Here is a 19,589-nt window from a genome sequence, read left to right as displayed (position 1 = left end):
GGTTTACCCTGATCACCATTGATTGCGGCCCTGCAGAATGATGCGCACCAGGCAATCTTAAAAAAATGAACCGCGGTTTCAAAAATTGATGATATCCAATAGACGTCCGTCCGGCCAATCTTGTATGGTAGAGCTCACTTTCTGACAGCTGGACCGCGCGTCGGGCTGTCTCTCCTGAGGAAACGTAATGAAGAACTGGAAAACGAGTGCGGAACAGATTCTGACTACCGGCCCGGTTGTGCCGGTGATTGTGGTTAACAAGCTGGAACATGCGGTGCCGATGGCCAAAGCGCTGGTCGCAGGTGGCGTGCGCGTGCTGGAAGTGACGCTGCGCACGCCGGTGGCGATGGATGCGCTGCGGGCGATGATCAAAGAAGTCCCGGAAGCGATCGTCGGGGCTGGCACGGTGATCAATACCCAGCAGCTGAAAGAAGTCACCGACGCCGGTGCGCAGTTTGTCATTAGCCCGGGGCTCACCGAGCCACTGCTCAAGGCGGCGGTGGAAGGACCGGTGCCACTGATTCCTGGCATCAGCACCGTGTCGGAGCTGATGGTTGGCATGGATTATGGTTTGCGCGAGTTCAAGTTCTTCCCGGCAGAGGCGAACGGCGGCGTGAAAGCACTTGCAGCGATTGGTGGTCCATTCCCGCAGGTGCGTTTCTGCCCGACCGGCGGCATTTCGCCAGCCAACTATCGTGACTATCTGGCGCTGAAAAGCGTGTTGTGTATTGGCGGTTCGTGGCTGGTGCCAAACGATGCGCTGGAGAGCGGCGACTGGGATCGCATAACGCAGCTGGCGCGCGAGGCAGTGGTGGGCGCGGCTTCACCCCGCTGATCGGTAAGAGCGCTGCCGCGCAGAGGCTACGTGGCAGCGATCCATCTTTGCGGGTGGTGATAACAACGCTTCACCACCCGGGCAATCAGCCCTGAACCTGCACCGCCGCGGCGCTGGCAATGGCGCGGGCCACGGCCTCATCGGTGCTGGCACCGGTCGCCAGCGCGACGCCCAGACGACGCTGCCCCGCGATTTCCGGCTTACCAAACAGGCGCAGCTGCAAACCCGCTCCGAGTGCGGCTTCCACATTCACGAACTGCACGTTGTGGCTGTCGAGCTGTGGCAGAATAACCGCCGAGGCGGCCGGACCGTACTGGCGAATGCCGCCAATCGGCAGGCCAAGGAAGGCGCGCACGTGCAGCGCGAACTCCGAGAGATCCTGCGAAATCAGCGTGACCATACCGGTATCATGCGGACGCGGAGAGACTTCGCTGAACACCACTTCGTCGCCGCATACAAACAGCTCCACGCCAAACAGGCCGTAACCGCCGAGGGCTTTCACCACGTTCGCCGCGATATCCTGCGCACGCTGCAGGGCCAGCTCGCTCATCTGCTGCGGCTGCCAGGATTCCCGGTAATCGCCATCTTCCTGACGATGGCCAATCGGTGCGCAGAAATGGATGCCGTCCACCGCGCTGATGGTGAGCAGGGTGATTTCAAAATCGAACTTCACGACGCCTTCCACGATCACCCGGCCCGCGCCCGCGCGTCCGCCTTGCTGCGCGTAATCCCAGGCGTGATCCAGCTGGCTGGCTTCGCGAATAAAGCTCTGGCCCTTGCCCGAGGAACTCATTACCGGCTTCACGATACAGGGGAAACCGATCTCATGCGCCGCCGCGACGAAACGTTCTTTGCTGTCGGCAAACTGGTAGGTCGAGGTCGGTAACGCCAGCTCTTCGGCCGCCAGACGGCGAATGCCTTCACGGTTCATGGTCAGACGCGCGGCACGCGCCGTGGGCACCACTTTTTGCCCCTGCGCTTCCAGCTCCAGCAGCTTTTCGGTGGCGATGGCTTCGATCTCCGGCACCACAAAGTGGGGCTGCTCCTGCGCGATTAGCGCCGCCAGCGCGTCACCGTCCAGCATGTTGATGACGTGGCTGCGATGTGCAACGTGCATCGCGGGTGCATCGGCATAGCGATCGACCGCGATCACTTCTACCCCGAGACGCTGACACTCCAGCGCCACTTCTTTGCCCAGTTCGCCTGAACCTAACAGCATGACACGCGTTGCGGCAGGACGCAGCGCGGTTCCGAGAGTCGTCATAATTTCACCTTAGCAGTCAAAATGCGCGCGCAGTATAAACGAAAACGTTTGCGTACTCACGCGTTGCGCACGTCTGGCTTTGCCATACTTTGCCGGCTCTGACGTTAACTGACACAGCGTGCGGCAGCATAGTGAGCGGAAACTTAAACAGGAGTTAAACGATGAGTAACTGGCTGCAGCAAATTCAATCGGTTCTGGCAAAGAAGGGCGGTGACGGCAAATCGGGCGGCCTGAGCGATATGCTGGCACCCGGCGCGCTCGGTGGCCTGGCGGGTTTACTGGTTGCCAGCAAATCGTCGCGCAAGCTATTAACCAAATACGGCGGCACCGCGCTGCTGGTCGGTGGCGGCGCCGCGGCAGGCGCGGTGCTGTGGAATAAATACAAGCAGCGCGTGCGGGAAACCCATCAGGATGAGCCGGCATTTGGCCAATTGCAGACGCCGCTCGATCAGCGCGCGGAGCGACTGGTGACCGCGCTGGTGTTTGCCGCGAAAAGCGACGGGCACATTGACGATCGCGAGCGCACGGCCATCGAGCAAAATATCCATCAGGCCGGTTACGGTGCGCAGGCAGAAGCACTGATTCAGCAGGCGATGAACCGTCCGCTCGATCCACAGTGGCTGGCTGCCGACGTGAAAAACGAAGAGGAAGCGCTGGAGCTCTATTTCCTCAGCTGCGCAGCCATCGATGTCGATCATTTTATGGAGCGCAGTTATCTCTCTGCACTCGGCGACGCGCTGAAAATTCCGCAGGATGTGCGCGACGGTATTCAGCGCGACATCGCGGCGGAAAAAGCGGCCTGAGTCACGCCAGAGGCGGCTGCGGCGGCCTTTGGTTACACTTCGCGTGCGCTTCCGGCTTGGCTTCCGCTGCCAGAAGTGCCACGCTTGCAGGATGTCGTCTTTCAGGGAGAAACTCTGTAATGAATCAGCCGCAAGCGAAAAAAATTCCCCATCACATGACGTTACACGGTGAAACGCGCACCGATAACTATTTCTGGCTGCGTGATGATGACCGGCAAAATCCCGAGGTGCTGGCTTATCTGCAGGAGGAAAACCGCTACGGTAAAGCGATGATGGCCTCGCAGGATGCGCTGCAGGATCGGGTACTGAAAGAGATCATCGATCGGCTGCCGGCGCAGGACCATTCGGTGCCGTACATTAAACGCGGCTATCGCTACCAGAGCCGCTATGAAGCCGGTAATGAGTACGCGGCCTATTACCGCCAGCCGGTGGATGCGCCCGCCGACCAGCCGTGGCAGCTGCTGTTAGATGGCAATCAGCGCGCGGCGCACAGTGATTTTTACACCATGGGCACGCTGGATATCAGCCCGGATAACCAGGTGATGGCGCTGGCGGAAGATTTTTTATCGCGCCGCCAGTACGGCATCCGCTTTCGTAATCTCAACAGCGGCAGCTGGTATCCGGAAGTGCTGCGCGACGCCTCCTCCAGCGTGGCATGGGCCAATGATTCCCGCACGCTCTATTACGTGCGCAAGCACCCGAAAACGCTGCTGGCCTATCAGGTGTGGCGGCACGAACTGGGGCATCCGCAGTCAGAAGATCAGCTGGTGTATGAAGAGCAGGATGAGTCCTTCCACCTCAGCGTGCACAAAACCACCTCGGAACACTTCATCCTGATCGCATTGTTCAGCACCACCACCAGTGAAATCCTGTTAATTGACGCCGAATATCCGGACGCACAGCCGCAGGTGTTCTGTCCGCGGCGGCGCGATCATGAATACAGCATCGATCACTACAATCATCAGTTCTTTATCCGCTCCAACCGCGACGGCAAAAATTTCGGCCTGTACCGCAGCGCGTGGCTGGCTGAAGATCGCTGGCAAACCCTGATTACACCGCGCGATAACGTAGTGATGGAAGATTTCCAGCTGTTTCGTAACTGGCTGGTGGTCGAAGAGCGCCAGCGCGGCGTGAATACGCTGCGGCAGATTAACTGGGCAAGCGGCGAGAGTTACGGCATCGCTTTTGACGATCCCGCCTATGTTACCTGGCTGGCTTACAATCCGACGCCGGAAAGCGATACGCTGCGCTACGGCTATTCGTCGATGACGACGCCGACCACGCTGTTCGAACTTAACATGGAGACCGGCGAGCGGCGCATCCTCAAACAAACCCCGGTGCCGGGCTTTGACTCTGCCGACTACAAAAGTGAACACTTGTGGATCACGGTGCGCGATGGCACGGAAGTGCCGGTCTCGCTGGTTTATCACCGCAAACATTTTCAGCGCGGCGCCAATCCACTGCTGGCCTACGGCTACGGCGCGTATGGCAGCAGCATGGAGGCCAGTTTCGGCACCAGCCGCATCAGCTTACTGGAGCGCGGTTTCATTTACGCCATTATCCACGTGCGCGGCGGCGGCGAGCTGGGCCAGCAGTGGTATGACGATGGCCGGCTGCAGCATAAAATGAACAGCTTTACCGACTTCATTGATGTTACCGAAGCACTGGTGGCGAAAGGTTACGGCAATCCACAGCAGCTGTACGCCATGGGCGGCAGTGCCGGAGGCTTGCTGATGGGCGGGGTGCTGAATATGGCCCCGCAGCTGTTTCATGGCGTGATCGCTCAGGTGCCGTTTGTCGATGTGGTCACCACCATGCTCGATCCGTCAATTCCGCTCACTACCGGTGAATATGATGAGTGGGGCAACCCGGAGCAGGCCGAATTCTATCGCTACATCCGCCAGTACAGCCCGTATGACAACGTCACGGCGCAGGCGTATCCGCACCTGCTGGTGACCACCGGGCTGCACGATTCGCAGGTTCAATACTGGGAGCCGGCTAAATGGGTGGCAAAACTGCGTGAGCTGCGCACTAACGATGCGCTGTTATTGCTCTGTACCGATATGGATTCCGGTCACGGCGGGAAATCGGGACGCTTTAAATCGTATGAAGGCGTAGCACAGGAGTTTACCTTCCTGATCGCCCTGGCGCAGGGCACGCTGCCGCCACGCAGCGATTACTGAGTGTCCTTCACGTATTTGCGCAGCGTCTGCCGCAGCGGCGCGCGCAAATCACGCACGTTCTCCAGTACCCAGCGCAGATAGCCCGGATCCTTACGCGCAATGCTGCCGATGCTCTGACCGCGATACTTACCAAACGGGAACACATCGTCGCTGACCGGCGCTGGCTGGCAGCGGCTCACCATCTCGCTGGCGCTCCAGCCGGAAGTTTCCATAATGCGGATCAGCAGCGCGGCGGTGACGTAGCAATCGTACAACGCGCGGTGTGCGTGCAGATCCTGCGGCGGCGACACGTCCAGCCCGAGGCTGTGGCGCAGCGCCTGATTACCGTATTTGATGCCCGGCCACAGCTGGCGCGCCAGCGTCATGGTACAAATCCACTCGCCCGGCATCGTCGGCAGCATGCGCCGGTCGAAGCTGGCGTTATGCGCCACATAGTGCGGGCTGCCGTGATAGCGGCCAATCGCTTCTTCGATGGTTGGTTTGCCGGCCACCATGGCTTCGGTGATACGGTGCACCGCCATCGCCTGACGGCTAATCGGGCGGTCCGGGCAGATCAGATCGCTCATCGGATTGACGATCTGGCCGTCAATGACATCCACCGACGCCACTTCGACCACGCCGCCCTGCAGGCCACAGGTTTCAGTATCAATTACGCGTAACATAAATTATTTCTGCTTCGGTTCGTAGGGCAGGCGGGAGAGGCTGAGCGATGCCTGGCGGTAGGTCATCAGACGCTGACGGAACCATTCGCGCAGCGCTTCCGGCTGCTCGCGCTCCACCATCTCGGCGATCACCGGCATGTTATAGCGCTCTTTAAACGCCACGCCAGCGGCGGCGAGATCGACGTTGACTTTGTCTTTCTCTTCCTGCGACAGCAGGGCAAGGTTTTGGCTCATGCATTTCTCCTGATAAACAGGGGCAAAAATAATGGTTTCGCCCTGCAGGATCAAGGGAATTGGATCGCACCGCAAGTCTCGACAGCCTAAAAGCAGCGGCGTATCCTGCTGCCACATTTGCGGCGCGTTGCCGCAGTTTAAAGGGAAGACGTGATGATGAAAACTGCATCCCGGCGCGTTGTCGCGCTGCTGCTGGCGGGCGCAACGCTGGGCTTCAGTCAGCTGGCTCTGGCGCACGCGCACCTGAAAGCCCCGGTGCCGGCGAATAACGCCGTGGTGGAACGCGCGCCACAGCAACTCACCCTGACATTCACGGAAGACATTGAGCCGGCATTCAGCGGCGTGGTGTTGATCAACGCGCAGCAGCAGCCGGTGGCGCTGGAGAAAGCACAGCTGAATCCGCAGCAGCACGATCAGCTGATTGTGCCGATCGCCCAGCCGCTGGCGTCGGGCCAGTATCAGGTCAACTGGCACGTGCTGTCAGTGGACGGCCACAAAACCAAAGGTAGCTACAGCTTCAGCGTGAAGTAATGAGTCTTAGCGAGTTATGGATCGGCCTGCGGGCGCTGCATTTTCTGGCGCTGTTTCTGCTGACCGGCAGTGCGTTTTATACCGCACTGCTGGCACCGGCGCGCTACCGACCGCAGCTGGCGCAGCGCTTGCGGCGGCTGATGGGATACAGCGCCGTGCTGAGCTTACTTAGCGCGCTGTTGATGCTGGCAACGCAGACCGGGCTGATGAGCGGCGACTGGCGCAGCATCGCCAGCATCGACGTCTGGCTGGCGGTGCTGAGCACGCGCTTCGGCGTAGTGTGGCGCTGGGTTATTCTGTTCGCCCTGCTCAGCACGCTGGCGCTGATCCTGCGTGGTAAGCTGCGCCAGCAGGCGTTACTGGTCAGCGCGCTGTTACAGCTGAGCGCTCTGGCGGGCGTTGGCCATGCGGCGATGCGTGACGGCATGCCGGGACTGCTGCAGCAGGGCAACCATGCGCTGCACCTGATCGCGGCCGCCTTCTGGGCCGGTGGCCTGCTGCCGCTGCTGCTATTAATGCGCGAGGCGCGCAACATTGCCTGGCGCACCGATGCCATTCGCAGCATGATGCGCTTTTCACGCTATGGTCATCTGGCGGTGGCGCTGGCGATTGTTACCGGCACGGTCAACAGCCTGCTGATTGCCGGGGCGCCGCGCAACTGGCATGCCACGCTGTGGATCGAGCTGCTGGTGAGCAAAGCGTTGCTGGTGGCACTGATGGTGTTGATTGCGCTGCTTAATCGCTATCTGCTGGTGCCGCGTTTTCGCCTGGCCGCCAGCCGGGCACCGAAGCTTTTTATCCGTCTGACGCAGCTCGAGCTGCTGCTGGCGTTGATTGTTATCGGGCTGGTGAGCGTGTTTGCTACGCTGTCGCCGGCCTGAATCTGTTAAAAGATGAGATGAGGTCGAGATTTTGCTGAAGAAACTGATTCCAGCTGGGTTACTGCTGGCGTTGTGCAGCCAGGCGTTCGCCGGGCAGATTATCACCGTCAGCCGTTTTGAAATGGGCAAAGATAAGTGGCCGTTCACCCGTGAAGAGGTGATGCTGACCTGCGAGAAAGATGGCGCACTGTTTGCCATCAATCCCAGCACGCTGCTGCAGTATCCGCTGAATGATAAAGCGCTGGCACGCGGCAATGCCGGGCAGGGCACATTGCAGTCGATTGATACCATCCTTGCCGCTGATAAAGCGCATCCGGGACAAAAAATGAGCCTGCAGCCGATCGTTGATCGCGCGCAGCAGCTGTGCGGTAAATAATCCCTGTATTTTCAGGCGTAGCGCACATTTTTGCCGCTGCGCCTGCCAGCCGTTAGTGCCAGCCCGATCACAGAGTTGGCAGCTTTTGCCGGCGGCATTGCCCACTGGCTGGAAAATCACCGATGCTGGTCTACCTTTAAAAGGCAAGGCGTCCTCGCCTGCAAAAATGCCAACTTTTAGCGCACGGCTCTCAACGAGCCATTTCCCTGGACCCGATACAGGAATCGTATTGGGTCTTTTTTTATCTCTTTCTCATCACAACCTATTATTCGGCACAGCTGTGTTAAACAGTGAAAATTAACTATTTTAAAACCCGATTCTTTTAGCTGGGATAATAGTGACCAAATCTATCCACTTAAAATGTTAAACGCGGCGTAGTCACCGCTTCGTCATACCCGGAATTTATCAATAAAATTTATTAGTGCTTGTGTTTACCCACCAGACGTGCGTTAATGCATCTCCGGTCTTATAAGCAGACAGTCCCATAGTTAGTTCGTTTTGTATCTCTCATCTGTGTTAGTGCCTACCCTGCGCCTTTCTCTTTGAGTTTTATCTCAGGTTCTGATGTGTCTCTGCGGTTCAGCCTCTAATGCCATATGGCTCATTATCAAGGTAAAAAACATGTCAAATAAAATGCTCGGTACAGTAAAATGGTTCAACGCTGAGAAAGGTTTCGGCTTCATTTCTCCGGAAGACGGCAGCAAAGACGTTTTCGTCCATTTCTCTGCTATCCAGGGTACTGACTTCCGCACGCTCGATGACGGTCAGAAAGTTGAATTCTCTGTTGAAAATGGCCCTAAAGGTCCGTCAGCTGTTAACGTTACAGGTCTCTGATTATTACAGTAATTAATGCTATGAGATGCCCACAATGTCAGGGCTCTCAGTATCGCCAGTCCGTTTTTGACAGGAACAGGCAAAATCCACTTGGCGCAAAATGTATTTTTTGTAAGTCGATTATGGTTGCCTTTCCCTCGTCGTTGTATGTGATGAAAGAAGCGAACTAATCACGCTGTGTTGTGCATGTGGCGAAATAAAGCAAAAACCACATCCAATGGCTAACGCAGCGCTCGCAATATTATCGGTCACCTTCGGGTGGCCTTTTTTTATGGTAACTAGCTGAAGCCAGGCGATAAGCAAAGCGCAAATCGCTGACTAATTGACTTCTTACGCTTGATTCACAGTTGCGCTATAAACCCGCCGGACCGGCTGATAACGCAACTAGAATGATCATTACCCAATGTGGGGTATGGAGGTGCTTATGTCAGAACGACCCGATGATGTCACTCCGCTGCCTGATGATGCGCAGGTGCCCGGCGAAGAGCCGCTTGATGACGATGATGATACCGGCACCGGATTGCCTGAAGACGATGGGCAAAAACCGATCTAATCGATAAACCTCCTGCGGGAGGTTTTTTTTTATCTTGCCGGTACTGGCTGTGGTGGAATCCATATTTCTCCCAATCATCCAGATTTCCGTTCAGCGCGGTGGTGAATGCTGTTCATGTTGGGGCGTTTTTCTTCACGCGTCGGGTACGCAGATATTCTTCCAGATAAGGCAGCAGTTCAAACACTACGATTGCGCACAGTACGCCAATAATATAACCCTGCGGCAGCGGATCGGCGCGCAGCGTAAGAGTAAACCGGGGCGCTTCATTGCCGGCACCAAACAGCGCGAGAAATTGCGGCCAGTGACGGGAGATCACCAGTAGCAGCGCCATCAGCGGTACCATTTCGAGAAAACTGTGGATGTGTTGTTCGACCGGCGTCACTTTTCTGCTTTTCACTGCGTAGCTGACGTCCCATAACGCAGTGGCTTCATGACAAAAAAACAGCACGATCATTAGCGCAATAATCAGCGCATTGACCTCAAGAAATAATGCCAGCAGCAGCGGAGTGCCCATCTCCAGAAACATTAAAATATGTATCCACGTCTCTTTAACGCCGGAGGTGTGCTCTATTTCTGTTGCGCGATGACAAAGCCAGTCGGCAAAGCCAGCAATAAGCCAAACCGGTAAGACAAAATAGAGTAACAGCAACATTTGTGGATCAAGACTGTGCATCAGCATATCCTTTATTTGAGCGTAATAACCAAGCATAGCTATGAAAAATTAATCAGGATAATGGTGGTGAACTTTAATTAAGCAAGACGTAAAAATGCCGCCGGGAATAATACCGGCGGCAATAAGGACGATAAATTTTCAGGGCAGGGCGTGATAAGTGCTGATGCCGCTAACAGTCAGGCCTGCGGTTGACCCACCGGCCCTTTGCTCATTGGGCCACCGGGCACCGGTTGTTCTGCGGGAACATTGGGCCGGCCATCCGGACCAATCGGCCGTTCAGGTTGCTGACAGCCAGCCAGCGCGGTCAGGCTGGAGAGGATTAACAGACTGGCAAACAGGCTCTTCATAGGGTGATTTCCTGCTGGTGGAAAAATGAAGTCCGCCGCACGGAGACGGCGAACCGGTCTGCTACGGAATCAGGGCTCTTCAATACGGGCAACATCGACACGGGTATTTTCGCCCCGGCCATACACTTTGCCGCTCACCCGGACCTGATCCTCGGCGTTATAGGTTTTGCCTTTGAAGGTATCGGTAGCAGCCTTAATCGTCACGGTGCCGGTGCTGTCGCGGAATTGATAATTATCACCGCTTAACTTTTTAACGATATAACCTTCCAGCGTGACATAGCCGCCCTGACGAAAATCCCGAATCTGTTCGATATGCGTCTGACCAGTATCTTCAGAACCTTTATAACCGGCATCCTGTTGCTTCTGCGGCGGCGGCGTTTTACCGCCTTCAAAGCCGCCCTGTTCAGCGAGAGCGCCCAGACTGAATACCATCAGCAGCGACGCCAGTACCGTTTTCTTCATCATCATTATTCCCTCTTGATTGCATCATTCCACAATGACTTAAGCCTGGCACAGGATCGGCGATCCGGGGAGCCGTTACGCTGAATCGTTATCCAGCACGCTGGCTGGAATGTCGATGCGATCGTCCAGCGACCAGCGTTTCTGCCCCAGTACGCGCTGCGGCGTGGTGTCCGGTACGTTGAAATAGTAACCGGCTGCGCCGTTGTCGTCGGGCTGCGCTTTGAACAGTGTGTCCGGACCAAGACCCATCTCATTGAGGTCTTCATCGCTAATCGCGAGGTAGGTGGCTAATGCAGACTGACTCATGGCTTTCCTCCTGTCTGATTGATACGTATTCAGTTAAGCATCGATCGGTATTTATGCCATCGGCTGCGCTTATTCAGGCTCGGCCTGATTTGACGAACGCCAAATGCTGTTCTTGACTGAATCGTACAGGCATTAAATTGAGGTCGCTGCCATGACTGAGCTATTCCATATTATTTCCGTCGGTACTCTCGTCGCCGGACTTTATTTGCTCAATTAGCACATTTAATAAGCGCAATGACAGCGCGTGGATAATATCTAAGTGACGTTGTCACATGAGTGTTGCGTTATCATGCTGAGCGCAACCCGGCGGATATTTAGCTGCAGCCAGCCACAGCGAAAAATGGTATAACTGGGCGCATTCATTGATGGGCGCTTAACAGGATTTCGCATGGCAGCAAATACGCACTACCTTCTCTGGGTGATGATTGGTACGCTCACCATTCTGAGCATTTTTATCGGCGCAATCGTCGGTCAGGCCAAAACGCCGCGCACCGGATTGCTCACTTTTGCCGGTTTGTTTATCGGGTTTATGCTGGCGATCTTTTTAATCACGCGCTAGACGAGGATTCGGCAAAGCGAACCGATGATTTTCCGTTTACCATCCGCTGCCGTTGCGAATATGGCCCCAGCGCGGGGTGATGTTCTGCTCCAGCTGGTATATCAGCGCCAGAATCAGGTTGAGGTTATAGCGGGTCACCTCATTATGTTGCGTGATGCAGGGTGATGACGATTCAATCAGATTGAAATTACTGTATTTTTCCAGCAGCCCGAGGTGCGGTAACACTTCCTGCTCGCGCTGATGATCGGCCAGAGCAGTAAACAGATAAATATTTTTCTGCGTCTGGCGATCGCGTCGCAGGGCATTGGGCAGGTATTTATTTAGCAACGCGACCGCAGCCGGGCTTATCTCACCCATCATGGCTTTACCCACACTGGGCCAAATCTGGCTTGCGTAGTCACCGAGAAAAAACTGCGGCACGGCAGTAATAATGTTTCTGATATCGTGGCGGATACCGAAGTAGAGCGCTGCACTGCCGCCTTTCGACGCGCCGAGAATGGTCACGTCAGAAGGTTGGGTTAGCTCAATCACCGCCCGGATGAGCTGACTGACGCCGTGCTCGATATTGAACTGAAGATTGTTACACAGGTAATACGCTGGCAGCCCGTTGAAATCGTCTTTGATCCATAACACTGCGGCGCGGGTGTGCTCCAGCAAAGTAAAATCATAGACGGTAGGATCGGGCAGGTTAAACCCGGACATCACAATCAACAGATGCTGATTATCCAGAGTTGCCGGTTTATAACGATAGTGCACATCCAGGCCATTCAGATAGTTAAAGGTATAGTCGGTGATCATGCGGGCTCCTGTGGGGTTCAGCAGACAGAAGCGACACAAACACAACCGGCATTAACAGCATGTCAGGTTAATAGTTGAGAATGATAGTTAATATCATTTAATTTGTTCGGAATTGTCTTAGGCGTTACAGTAGGTGTCGTCCCTTACAGAGCTAACACCTTGATTGAGTGCCGGAGATAAGCGCCGGGGGGAATTTTCACAGGGCTGCAGGATGCAGCCACTGCTGAAAACCTTACAGCGGCCTGCGCGCCGCCAGCAAAAACAGCATCGGACGATCGCGCTCTTCTTCCAGTGCCGGATTCTCCGCTACCTGCTGTACATCCGGCCCCCACTCATCCAGCCGTTCAATCACCAGCCCGGCGGCAATCAGTGCGTTGATCCACGTTGCCAGCTTGCGATGCTGCTTCTTCACGCCATCGGCAAACCAGTTGCTGATGCGTTCACCTTCCTGCTGATACTGATTGACTGGCCAGCTGCGCTGCCCGGCATCATCAACTAACCACTGCTGCTGACGCGGTGCGGTATAAATCGGGTGCTCGCACGAAAACACCAGCATGCCGCCGGGACGCAACGCTTTAAAGATTGTGGCAAACAGAGGGTCAATATTGCTGAGATAGTGCAGCGCCAGCGAACTGTACACCACATCAAAGGTGCTGCTGAGCTGCAGGGTTTCGAGGTCGGTGCGCTGGTAAGTGATGCCGGGCCGATCGGTCATGGCAGCGGCCTGCGCCAGCATTTTTTCTGACACATCCAGCCCCAGCACTTCACGCGCGCCTTGCTGCTGCGCGTAGCGACAAAACCAGCCGTAGCCACAGCCCAAATCCAGCACGCGCTGGTCGCGCAGTTCTGGCAGCATGGCCCGCAGCGCGGGCCACTCGGGTGCGCCGTCCAGTCCGTTGACCGAACGCGGCAGGGTGGCGTAGCCAGCAAAAAAATCGGGGTTATCGTAAATATTCTGACTCATAGAGACTCCTTTCAGTGATGCGCAAAGGAGTGTAAGCGTTTAGCGCGGCATGAAACACCGCTCAGCCGACAAAAAGCAGATGCACCAGGCGCGCGAGCGACTCCAGCAGCAGCAGGCTGCCAATAAAAATCATCACGAGGATGCCAACAAACTGTTTCCGACTGCTCACGCTGATGCCTCCGCGGCTACCCCTCACCGGACTATACTTTATGCCGGATTTACTAAACTTCCAGTCAACCGGGGCAGATTACATGTTTTATCAGACGCTGCATGCAAATAACTGGCGCAATATCTGGGTGGTCGGCGATTTGCACGGCTGCCGGGCGCAGCTTGATGCGCAGCTGCTGCGGCAGGGCTTTGATCGGCAACAGGATCTGCTGCTGTCGGTCGGGGATTTAATTGACCGCGGGCCGGACAGCATTGGCTGTCTGCAACTGCTGGAAGAGCCATGGTTCCGCTGCGTGCGCGGTAATCACGAGCAGATGGCGCTGGATGCGCTGCAGGGCGACGATCCGATGCTGTGGATGATGAACGGCGGAGACTGGTTCTGGCAGCTAAACGGTGCGCGGCTGATTGCCGCGCGTCATGCGCTGAAGCGCTGCGCCGAACTGCCGCTGATTTTACATCTGCAATTTGATGAGCGCATCGTTGTCATTGCCCATGCCGACTATCCTGCCAGTGGCTATGCGCTGGGGCAGGATGTCGACTGGCATCAGGTGGTCTGGAGCCGCGACCGGCTCGCTCGCCATCAGCGCGGTCGCTCGCTGCCGATTACCGGCGCCAGTGCGTTCTACTTTGGCCACACGCCGCTGGAGCAGCCGCTTAACGTCGCTAATCAGCACTACATTGATACCGGCGCGGTCTTTGGCAACCGGCTGACGCTGGTGCAATTGCAGTAATGCTTGTTAACGGAACAGCCGGCCGTCGCGCACCAGTTCACGCGGGTAGCTGTTTTTGATGCGGTTGCCAACGCGTTTCGCCAGGCCCAGCGGCTGCTGCTGGTAAGTGACAATCACCTCATCGCGCGCGGGCGGCGTGTCGGGATGGATATCCTGTCCGCGATACCAGCTTTCCGCCTGCGCTTCGTCCAGCTCGAACGCCAGCGCGTTGTCCGGTTGTGCCAGCGCCACGACGGCTTCATGCTGCCAGCGAAAACCTTTCGGGAAGGTTTCCGCCAGTTTGAGACCGATACGCGAGAAACGCACTTTGCTCAGCCAGTTCTCCAGCGCCGCCGGGAACAGCCACAGCTCTTTGTCGCGCTGCCACAGCGTCAGGCTCTCATCCCAGTGCAGTCCCACCTTGTGCGCTGCCTGTGCCACCTCGGCCACCAGCTTACGGCTGGCGGGAGAGAAGGGCAGCTTGCCGAGTTTGTAGGTCGGCGCGGGCAGCGCAGGCACGCTGGCCGTTTTGCGCAGCCGCGCGACGAAAAAGCCTTCGCTGTCGAAAATATGCGGAAACACGTGCAGGAACCCTTCCGGCGTCAGCGCGCGTTCGGCGCCGGCGAACAGATCATTGAGCGGAACAATTTCCAGCGCCTGCGGATAGCGCTGCTGCAGCCAGGCAATCACCTGCTGGTTTTCGATAGTATTGAGCGTACAGGTCGAGTAAATCAGCGTGCCGCCCGGCTGCAGCGCGTGGAAGGCGCTGTCGAGTAAATCGCGCTGGGTGGCGGCGATGGCTTCGGTGCTCGCCAGCGTCCAGTTACGCAGCGCGTCGGCATCTTTTCGCACCACGCCTTCGCCGGAGCAGGGCGCATCCAGCAGAATGGCGTCAAACTGTTCCGGCAGCGCGGCACCAAAGACGCGCCCATCAAAATGGGTCAGCGCCACATTGCTGACGCCGCAGCGGCTGATGTTGGCATGCAGCACTTTCACCCGGCTGGCAGAATATTCATTGGCGAGGATCGCGCCCTGGTTGCGCATCAGCGCGGCCATCTGCGTGGTTTTAGAGCCCGGCGCAGCGGCCACGTCCATCACCTGGCGGGCATCCGGCGCGGCGTCAAACAGCGCGCTGACCGGCAGCATCGAGCTGGCTTCCTGAATATAAAACAGACCGCTGAGGTGTTCGGCGACGCTGCCGAGCGGTAGCGATTCATCATCACGCGCAATCCAGAAGCCTTCCCGACACCACGGAATCGGCGTCAGCTGCCAGCCATAGCCCGCCACGCGCGCGAGAAAGTCCTCCACGCTGATCTTCAGCGTATTGACGCGCAGACTGCGGCGTAGCGGCTGCTGACTGATGGCGAGAAAGCGTTCGAGTTCGGCCTCGTCGGCCAGGCTGGCGCGCATCAGCGCGAGAAAATCTTCAGGAAAACGATCGGACACGGATATCTACCGGACTAACAAAGTGAGGGCGAAGTGTAACGCCGAGCCCGGCTAAGGTACAGCTGTGCGCAATCTCCCCGGCGCAAATAAGTCGGGCAGCCCGCAGGCTGCCCGTTGTCTCAGTTTGGCGACGGAATCGCCGTGCCCCAGTTGCGCCACTCTTTCGGCGCTTCATCCTGCAGCAGGAAGTGCTTATCGGCACCGGCCTGCGGTGCCAGCGGCACCGTCGGTGGCGTGGCAAACTGGATGCCACCGCGAATGAACTGCTGGAAGGTGCCGGTTTTCACCACGCCGCCAATCAGGCCAAAGTCGAGGTTGTAACCGGAGGCCAGCCAGAACACCGAGTTGTTACGCACCAGATGCTGATACTTCTTGCTGATGCGCAGCGCGATTTGCACGCGGTCGGCCATGTTACCCAGCGAAGTGCCGGTGACCGTGCCGACTTCTACACCGCGGAACAGCACCGGGGTGCCAATCGACAGCGATCCGGCTTCGGTGGTATCCGCATAGATGTTCAGCCCGTTAAGGTAACGCGAGTCGGTAATGGTGCTCTCCTGCAGCTCAAAGCTGCGCGCCAGCGCGCCTTTGCCCGGATCCACGTTCACATACGGCTGCAGCAGCGTTTCCAGGTGATTAACGCCGGCGGGTGAAATCTCCGGCGAGACGACAGAGAAGCGGCTGCCAATGCGCGCGAAGTCCTGCACATATTCCGGGTAAAGCACCGCTTTCGCCACCACCTGGTTGTTATCCTGGCTCAGCGCCAGCGACTCCACCTGACCGACATTAATGCCGAGGTAGCGGATTGGCATGCCGGCCGAAAGTTTGCTGGCATCAAAGGTGTGCAGGGTAATCTGGCTGCCCACTGCACGCGCGGCGGTTTCAGACGGATAGAGCACGCGCTTAACGCCTTTCGCCGCCTGCGCGCCCGTCAGGTTGTCAAAGCTGATGGCCCCTTTCAGCGCGCGATTCAGCGGTGAAGCCTGCACGGTTAAGCCGCTGCCATTAAGCTGCACTTTGGCACCGCCTTCGGCCCAGAACACGCTTTCGCTGGTCAGCAGCTTGCGATACTGCGGCTGGATATGGACCGAAATCTCAAACGCATCGGCGCGCGGCACCACATCCACCACTTCACCGACCTGGAACTTACGGTACAGCACCACCGAGCCGGCCTGCACATCCGGCAGGCTGTTGGCGGTCAGTTTGAGCGTGGTCGGCGGCTGATCGCCGGTAATGCCTTCCGCCGCGCGCTCTGAATCGGCGTACAGCGGATAGCGGCTGGACGGCTGACCTTTCGCCCCCGGCACCAGCCGGATGCCGCCGTCAACCCATTCGCGCGCGCTGGCGCCCAGCACCTGCATGCCGTCGAGGCCAAATTTAACGTCGAGACGGCTGTTAACGATGAACTTGCTGTCGGCGTGCACCAGCTGGCGGTGCTCCGGATTGATTGCCGCCACAAAGCTGATGCCGTTCTCATCCAGCCGGCGCGAAATCACCTGACCGATCTTCACGCCATACAGCATCACCGGCTGTCCGGCATCAATGCCGTAGGTTTCCGGCGCGCTCAGCTGCACGGTGAGCACATCCGGCTTCTGCAGCAGCGTTTCGCTGGCCGGCAGCACGCGGAAGTGATCCTGCGGTTCACCTTCGCCCGGCACCAGTTCCAGCGTGTTGCCGGTCAGCAGGCTGCTCAGGCTGGTGTCGGTCAGGCTGAGTTTTGGCGCGCGCATCTCAATGCGCGTGCCGCTGCGCATCAGGCCGGTGACCGAAGGATCGACCGTCAGCTCGCCGGACACTTTGCCGCCCGGCAGCAGCGTCAGTTTGGTCAGGGTGCCCACTTCCAGCCCCTGATACATCAGTGGCGTGCTGTCGGCTTTCAGGTTGTCACCATTCGGCAGGTCGAGCGAAATCAGCACGCCGCGCTGGCTGTGTGCCAGATCCGGATAGAGCTGATAGTTTTGATCGCTGTTGGCCTGTTCGCCGCTGTCCGGCGAGTCGAAGGCAATCGCGCCATTCACCAGCGCGGCCAGGCTCTCCAGCTTCACTTTGGCGCCGCTCAGGCTGACGTCGGCGTCAACGCCCGACACATTCCAGAAACGGCTCTGTTTTTTCACCAGGTTGGTGAAGCGCCGCTCAATCAGCACATCGATGGTCACGCCATCGGTATTACCGTTGATGCTGTAGTCATAGACGCGGCCAACCGGAATCTTACGGTAGTAAACCAGCGAACCGGTGTTGAGCGAGCCGAGATCCGGCGCGTGCAGGTGAATCAGCAGTTCGCCGGTGTTCACCCGGTACTTCGGCTGGGTATCCAGCGCGGTGAAATGATCGCGCTCTTTGCCGTCGCCGGGCATCATGCCAATGTAGTTACCGCCCACCAGCGCATCCAGCCCGGAGACGCCCGCCAGCGAGGCTTTTGGCGTCACCAGCCAGAACTGAGTGTTCTCCCGCAGCGCGTCACGCATGTCGCTCTTGATGCTGGCTTTGATCTGAATGCTGCGGTAGTCATCGCTCAGCACAATGCCCTGCACGGTGCCCACTTCCACGCCCTGGTAGCGAATCGGCGTACGGCCTGGCACGATGCCGTCCGCGGTCTGGAAATTAATGGTGATGGTGGTGCCGCGCTCCTGATAGTTGGTCCACAACAGCCAGCCGGCAATCAGCAGGGCGATGATGGGCAAAAGCCAGAACGGCGAAATCTTGCGTTTGTTACGCAGATTAGCGCTAGTCGGTGTAGTCGGCGTTTCCTGTTGCATGTGCATCCCAGATCAGGCGGCTATCGAGCCACTCAACGGCCATAATGGTCAGGATGACTGCCGCGCCAAAGTAGAAGGCGGCAGGTCCCATGGTAAAAGCCAGCAGCTGATCACGATTGACCAGCGACATGGTTAAAGCAATGACGAACAGATCCAGCATCGACCAGCGGCCCACCCAGGTGACAGCGCGCAGCAGACGGATGCGGGTTTTCAGACCCTGTTCACATTTAAAATGGATGCTGAGCAGCAGCGTCAGCATCACTAATACTTTGGTAAACGGCACCAGAATACTGGCGATAAATACCACGGCGGCCACCGGCACGTTACCGGAGGCGAGGCCGAGAATGCCGGAAAATATGGTGTCTTCACGTCGCGCACCGTTGACGTAAACCACCGAAATCGGCAGCAGGTTAGCCGGGATTAGCAGGACAATTGAAGCAATCAGCGCCGCCCAGGATTTCTGCAGGCTGTGGCGCCGGCGGAAATCGAGCGGCGTATGGCAGCGCGTACAGCGGCCGCGCTCATCCGGCATGCCGGTATGGTGACAGTTCAGGCAAACCTGCCACTGTTCCGGCGGCTGATGCGGCACTGACTGCGGGTAGTAGTGCTCCCACAGCTCTTCCACGTTGAGATGAATCAGCGTCAGCTGGCTCATGATGGTCAGCGCGATATAGGCAACCAGCCCGTAGCCGACCTCCAGCGCGGCATAATCCTGCACCTTAATCGACGCCACCGCCACGCCGACCAGATAGATATCCAGCATCACCCACTCTTTGAGTTTCTCCAGCATCAGCAGGACCGGGCGCAGGTTCATGCCGAGCGCGTGACCAATCCACAAATAGCAGATGCCGGCGACCAGCGTCACCGGCGCACCAATGGTGCAAAACGCCACCATGGCGGCGGTCAGTACGTTGCCCTGTTGCGCCATTTGCAGCACGCCCTCCAGCAGGCTGGCGTTGATGCGCATGCCGAGCAGGCGGATATCCACCAGCGGCAGGCTGAACGCGAACGGCATCAGTACCATCATCGTGACGGCCATGGCGGTAAGACGCGTCATTGACCAGTCGCGACCGTTCTGAATCTGTGCATGGCAGCGCGGGCAATATGCCGACTGATGCGATTTCACATCCGGTAAGGAAAAAAGGGTATCGCATTGCGGGCAACGCTGATAACGTGCGTGGGGCAACGTCTGGCTGATGGCGTGAATTTTCATAAATGACGCAAGTGGCCCATTGTTCGTTACGGTT

The 19,589-nt window shown here is 57.5% G+C and carries 23 protein-coding genes; 11 read left to right on the top strand and 12 right to left on the bottom strand.

Going from position 1 to position 19,589, the window contains the following annotated elements:
• Positions 1-187: 187 nt before the first annotated feature.
• Positions 188-835 carry a bifunctional 4-hydroxy-2-oxoglutarate aldolase/2-dehydro-3-deoxy-phosphogluconate aldolase gene (locus MXF20_RS21635; protein ID WP_325971379.1) on the top strand — a complete coding sequence of 216 codons (648 nt, stop codon included), beginning with the start codon at positions 188-190 and terminating at the stop codon, positions 833-835.
• 85 nt (positions 836-920) lie between these two features.
• On the opposite strand, the gene purT is transcribed toward MXF20_RS21635, so the two are convergent.
• Positions 921-2,099 (bottom strand): formate-dependent phosphoribosylglycinamide formyltransferase, encoded by a 1,179-nt coding sequence (gene purT / locus MXF20_RS21630; protein WP_325971377.1) that lies wholly within the window; start codon positions 2,097-2,099, stop codon positions 921-923.
• A gap of 161 nt (positions 2,100-2,260) precedes the next feature.
• On the opposite strand from purT, the gene MXF20_RS21625 reads away from it, so the two are divergent.
• Together MXF20_RS21625 and MXF20_RS21620 are read left to right on the top strand one after the other, a co-directional pair.
• Complete coding sequence (locus MXF20_RS21625; protein WP_058757517.1) at positions 2,261-2,902, top strand: tellurite resistance TerB family protein; 642 nt, start codon at positions 2,261-2,263, stop codon at positions 2,900-2,902.
• 119 nt (positions 2,903-3,021) lie between these two features.
• Complete coding sequence (locus tag MXF20_RS21620) at positions 3,022-5,085, top strand: prolyl oligopeptidase family serine peptidase (RefSeq protein ID WP_325971376.1); 2,064 nt, start codon at positions 3,022-3,024, stop codon at positions 5,083-5,085.
• On the opposite strand, the gene exoX is transcribed toward MXF20_RS21620, so the two are convergent.
• The gene (gene exoX / locus MXF20_RS21615) at positions 5,079-5,747 is read right to left on the bottom strand and encodes an exodeoxyribonuclease X (protein WP_325971374.1); all 669 of its coding nucleotides are present in this window, start codon (positions 5,745-5,747) and stop codon (positions 5,079-5,081) included. The genes MXF20_RS21620 and exoX overlap by 7 nt on opposite strands.
• A gap of 3 nt (positions 5,748-5,750) precedes the next feature.
• On the bottom strand, positions 5,751-5,981 hold the full coding sequence (locus MXF20_RS21610) for a DNA polymerase III subunit theta (RefSeq protein ID WP_128599376.1): 231 nt from the start codon (positions 5,979-5,981) through the stop codon (positions 5,751-5,753).
• Between the two features lie 153 nt (positions 5,982-6,134).
• Between MXF20_RS21610 and copC the strand changes: the two genes are divergently transcribed.
• The 6 genes from copC (at position 6,135) to MXF20_RS21580 (ending at position 9,156) form a co-directional block, all read left to right on the top strand.
• Positions 6,135-6,512 carry a copper homeostasis periplasmic binding protein CopC gene (copC, locus tag MXF20_RS21605; protein WP_325971370.1) on the top strand — a complete coding sequence of 126 codons (378 nt, stop codon included), beginning with the start codon at positions 6,135-6,137 and terminating at the stop codon, positions 6,510-6,512.
• The gene (gene copD, locus MXF20_RS21600; protein WP_325971369.1) at positions 6,512-7,393 is read left to right on the top strand and encodes a copper homeostasis membrane protein CopD; all 882 of its coding nucleotides are present in this window, start codon (positions 6,512-6,514) and stop codon (positions 7,391-7,393) included. Before copC ends, copD begins: the two co-directional genes overlap by 1 nt.
• A gap of 28 nt (positions 7,394-7,421) precedes the next feature.
• Positions 7,422-7,769 (top strand): YebY family protein, encoded by a 348-nt coding sequence (locus tag MXF20_RS21595; RefSeq protein ID WP_325971439.1) that lies wholly within the window; start codon positions 7,422-7,424, stop codon positions 7,767-7,769.
• 621 nt (positions 7,770-8,390) lie between these two features.
• Positions 8,391-8,603 (top strand): cold-shock protein, encoded by a 213-nt coding sequence (locus MXF20_RS21590; protein WP_325971368.1) that lies wholly within the window; start codon positions 8,391-8,393, stop codon positions 8,601-8,603.
• 20 nt (positions 8,604-8,623) lie between these two features.
• Positions 8,624-8,773 (top strand): hypothetical protein, encoded by a 150-nt coding sequence (locus MXF20_RS21585; RefSeq protein ID WP_240656183.1) that lies wholly within the window; start codon positions 8,624-8,626, stop codon positions 8,771-8,773.
• A 254-nt stretch (positions 8,774-9,027) separates the two neighbouring features.
• Positions 9,028-9,156 carry a hypothetical protein gene (locus MXF20_RS21580; protein WP_021510004.1) on the top strand — a complete coding sequence of 43 codons (129 nt, stop codon included), beginning with the start codon at positions 9,028-9,030 and terminating at the stop codon, positions 9,154-9,156.
• Positions 9,157-9,268: 112 nt separating this feature from the next.
• Here MXF20_RS21580 and MXF20_RS21575 read toward each other — a convergent pair whose 3' ends face one another.
• From MXF20_RS21575 to MXF20_RS21560, 4 genes are all read right to left on the bottom strand, one after another.
• Entirely contained in the window at positions 9,269-9,829 is a 561-nt protein-coding gene (locus tag MXF20_RS21575) for a diguanylate cyclase (protein ID WP_325971365.1), read from the bottom strand.
• A gap of 176 nt (positions 9,830-10,005) precedes the next feature.
• Positions 10,006-10,176, bottom strand: coding sequence for a hypothetical protein (locus MXF20_RS21570; RefSeq protein WP_325971364.1), 171 nt, complete (start codon positions 10,174-10,176; stop codon positions 10,006-10,008).
• Positions 10,177-10,245: 69 nt separating this feature from the next.
• Positions 10,246-10,638: a NirD/YgiW/YdeI family stress tolerance protein gene (locus tag MXF20_RS21565; RefSeq protein WP_325971438.1), complete on the bottom strand. Its 393-nt coding sequence runs from the start codon at positions 10,636-10,638 to the stop codon at positions 10,246-10,248.
• Positions 10,639-10,713: 75 nt separating this feature from the next.
• Entirely contained in the window at positions 10,714-10,944 is a 231-nt protein-coding gene (locus MXF20_RS21560; RefSeq protein ID WP_325971363.1) for a hypothetical protein, read from the bottom strand.
• Positions 10,945-11,332: 388 nt separating this feature from the next.
• Between MXF20_RS21560 and MXF20_RS21555 the strand changes: the two genes are divergently transcribed.
• Positions 11,333-11,503, top strand: a complete 171-nt coding sequence (locus MXF20_RS21555; protein ID WP_021510008.1) for a hypothetical protein — start codon at positions 11,333-11,335, stop codon at positions 11,501-11,503.
• 36 nt (positions 11,504-11,539) lie between these two features.
• Here MXF20_RS21555 and MXF20_RS21550 read toward each other — a convergent pair whose 3' ends face one another.
• Together MXF20_RS21550 and MXF20_RS21545 are read right to left on the bottom strand one after the other, a co-directional pair.
• Complete coding sequence (locus tag MXF20_RS21550) at positions 11,540-12,301, bottom strand: hypothetical protein (protein WP_325971361.1); 762 nt, start codon at positions 12,299-12,301, stop codon at positions 11,540-11,542.
• 232 nt (positions 12,302-12,533) lie between these two features.
• Positions 12,534-13,265, bottom strand: coding sequence for a class I SAM-dependent methyltransferase (locus tag MXF20_RS21545; RefSeq protein ID WP_325971360.1), 732 nt, complete (start codon positions 13,263-13,265; stop codon positions 12,534-12,536).
• Positions 13,266-13,516: 251 nt separating this feature from the next.
• Here MXF20_RS21545 and MXF20_RS21540 point away from each other — a divergent pair, with 251 nt between their 5' ends.
• On the top strand, positions 13,517-14,164 hold the full coding sequence (locus tag MXF20_RS21540; protein ID WP_325971437.1) for a metallophosphoesterase: 648 nt from the start codon (positions 13,517-13,519) through the stop codon (positions 14,162-14,164).
• A 6-nt stretch (positions 14,165-14,170) separates the two neighbouring features.
• Here the strand turns inward: MXF20_RS21540 and rsmF are convergent, their stop codons facing one another.
• The 3 genes from rsmF to yebS all read right to left on the bottom strand — a co-directional run bounded on the left by rsmF (position 14,171) and on the right by yebS (position 19,555).
• Positions 14,171-15,595 carry a 16S rRNA (cytosine(1407)-C(5))-methyltransferase RsmF gene (gene rsmF, locus MXF20_RS21535; RefSeq protein WP_418936870.1) on the bottom strand — a complete coding sequence of 475 codons (1,425 nt, stop codon included), beginning with the start codon at positions 15,593-15,595 and terminating at the stop codon, positions 14,171-14,173.
• A gap of 113 nt (positions 15,596-15,708) precedes the next feature.
• Positions 15,709-18,342, bottom strand: a complete 2,634-nt coding sequence (locus tag MXF20_RS21530; RefSeq protein ID WP_325971358.1) for a PqiB family protein — start codon at positions 18,340-18,342, stop codon at positions 15,709-15,711.
• Positions 18,311-19,555 (bottom strand): membrane integrity lipid transport subunit YebS, encoded by a 1,245-nt coding sequence (gene yebS / locus MXF20_RS21525; protein WP_325971357.1) that lies wholly within the window; start codon positions 19,553-19,555, stop codon positions 18,311-18,313. The genes MXF20_RS21530 and yebS overlap by 32 nt, the downstream gene beginning before the upstream one ends.
• Between the last annotated feature and the right edge of the window lie 34 nt (positions 19,556-19,589).

Origin of the sequence: Pantoea dispersa, from assembly GCF_035783935.1 — a bacterium.
Taxonomy (GTDB): domain Bacteria; phylum Pseudomonadota; class Gammaproteobacteria; order Enterobacterales; family Enterobacteriaceae; genus Pantoea; species Pantoea dispersa_C.
The sequence above is the reverse complement of the archived record's forward strand: the minus strand, read 5'-3'. Positions and strand labels throughout refer to the sequence as shown.

Coding starts and splice junctions, on each gene's coding strand:
- MXF20_RS21635 (WP_325971379.1), top strand. CDS start 188: ATGAAGAACTGGAAAACGAGTGCGGAACAGATTCTGACTACCGGCCCG.
- purT (WP_325971377.1), bottom strand. CDS start 2,099: ATGACGACTCTCGGAACCGCGCTGCGTCCTGCCGCAACGCGTGTCATG.
- MXF20_RS21625 (WP_058757517.1), top strand. CDS start 2,261: ATGAGTAACTGGCTGCAGCAAATTCAATCGGTTCTGGCAAAGAAGGGC.
- MXF20_RS21620 (WP_325971376.1), top strand. CDS start 3,022: ATGAATCAGCCGCAAGCGAAAAAAATTCCCCATCACATGACGTTACAC.
- exoX (WP_325971374.1), bottom strand. CDS start 5,747: ATGTTACGCGTAATTGATACTGAAACCTGTGGCCTGCAGGGCGGCGTG.
- MXF20_RS21610 (WP_128599376.1), bottom strand. CDS start 5,981: ATGAGCCAAAACCTTGCCCTGCTGTCGCAGGAAGAGAAAGACAAAGTC.
- copC (WP_325971370.1), top strand. CDS start 6,135: ATGATGAAAACTGCATCCCGGCGCGTTGTCGCGCTGCTGCTGGCGGGC.
- copD (WP_325971369.1), top strand. CDS start 6,512: ATGAGTCTTAGCGAGTTATGGATCGGCCTGCGGGCGCTGCATTTTCTG.
- MXF20_RS21590 (WP_325971368.1), top strand. CDS start 8,391: ATGTCAAATAAAATGCTCGGTACAGTAAAATGGTTCAACGCTGAGAAA.
- MXF20_RS21585 (WP_240656183.1), top strand. CDS start 8,624: ATGAGATGCCCACAATGTCAGGGCTCTCAGTATCGCCAGTCCGTTTTT.
- MXF20_RS21580 (WP_021510004.1), top strand. CDS start 9,028: ATGTCAGAACGACCCGATGATGTCACTCCGCTGCCTGATGATGCGCAG.
- MXF20_RS21575 (WP_325971365.1), bottom strand. CDS start 9,829: ATGCACAGTCTTGATCCACAAATGTTGCTGTTACTCTATTTTGTCTTA.
- MXF20_RS21570 (WP_325971364.1), bottom strand. CDS start 10,176: ATGAAGAGCCTGTTTGCCAGTCTGTTAATCCTCTCCAGCCTGACCGCG.
- MXF20_RS21565 (WP_325971438.1), bottom strand. CDS start 10,638: ATGAAGAAAACGGTACTGGCGTCGCTGCTGATGGTATTCAGTCTGGGC.
- MXF20_RS21560 (WP_325971363.1), bottom strand. CDS start 10,944: ATGAGTCAGTCTGCATTAGCCACCTACCTCGCGATTAGCGATGAAGAC.
- MXF20_RS21555 (WP_021510008.1), top strand. CDS start 11,333: ATGGCAGCAAATACGCACTACCTTCTCTGGGTGATGATTGGTACGCTC.
- MXF20_RS21550 (WP_325971361.1), bottom strand. CDS start 12,301: ATGATCACCGACTATACCTTTAACTATCTGAATGGCCTGGATGTGCAC.
- MXF20_RS21545 (WP_325971360.1), bottom strand. CDS start 13,265: ATGAGTCAGAATATTTACGATAACCCCGATTTTTTTGCTGGCTACGCC.
- MXF20_RS21540 (WP_325971437.1), top strand. CDS start 13,517: ATGTTTTATCAGACGCTGCATGCAAATAACTGGCGCAATATCTGGGTG.
- MXF20_RS21530 (WP_325971358.1), bottom strand. CDS start 18,342: ATGCAACAGGAAACGCCGACTACACCGACTAGCGCTAATCTGCGTAAC.
- yebS (WP_325971357.1), bottom strand. CDS start 19,555: ATGAAAATTCACGCCATCAGCCAGACGTTGCCCCACGCACGTTATCAG.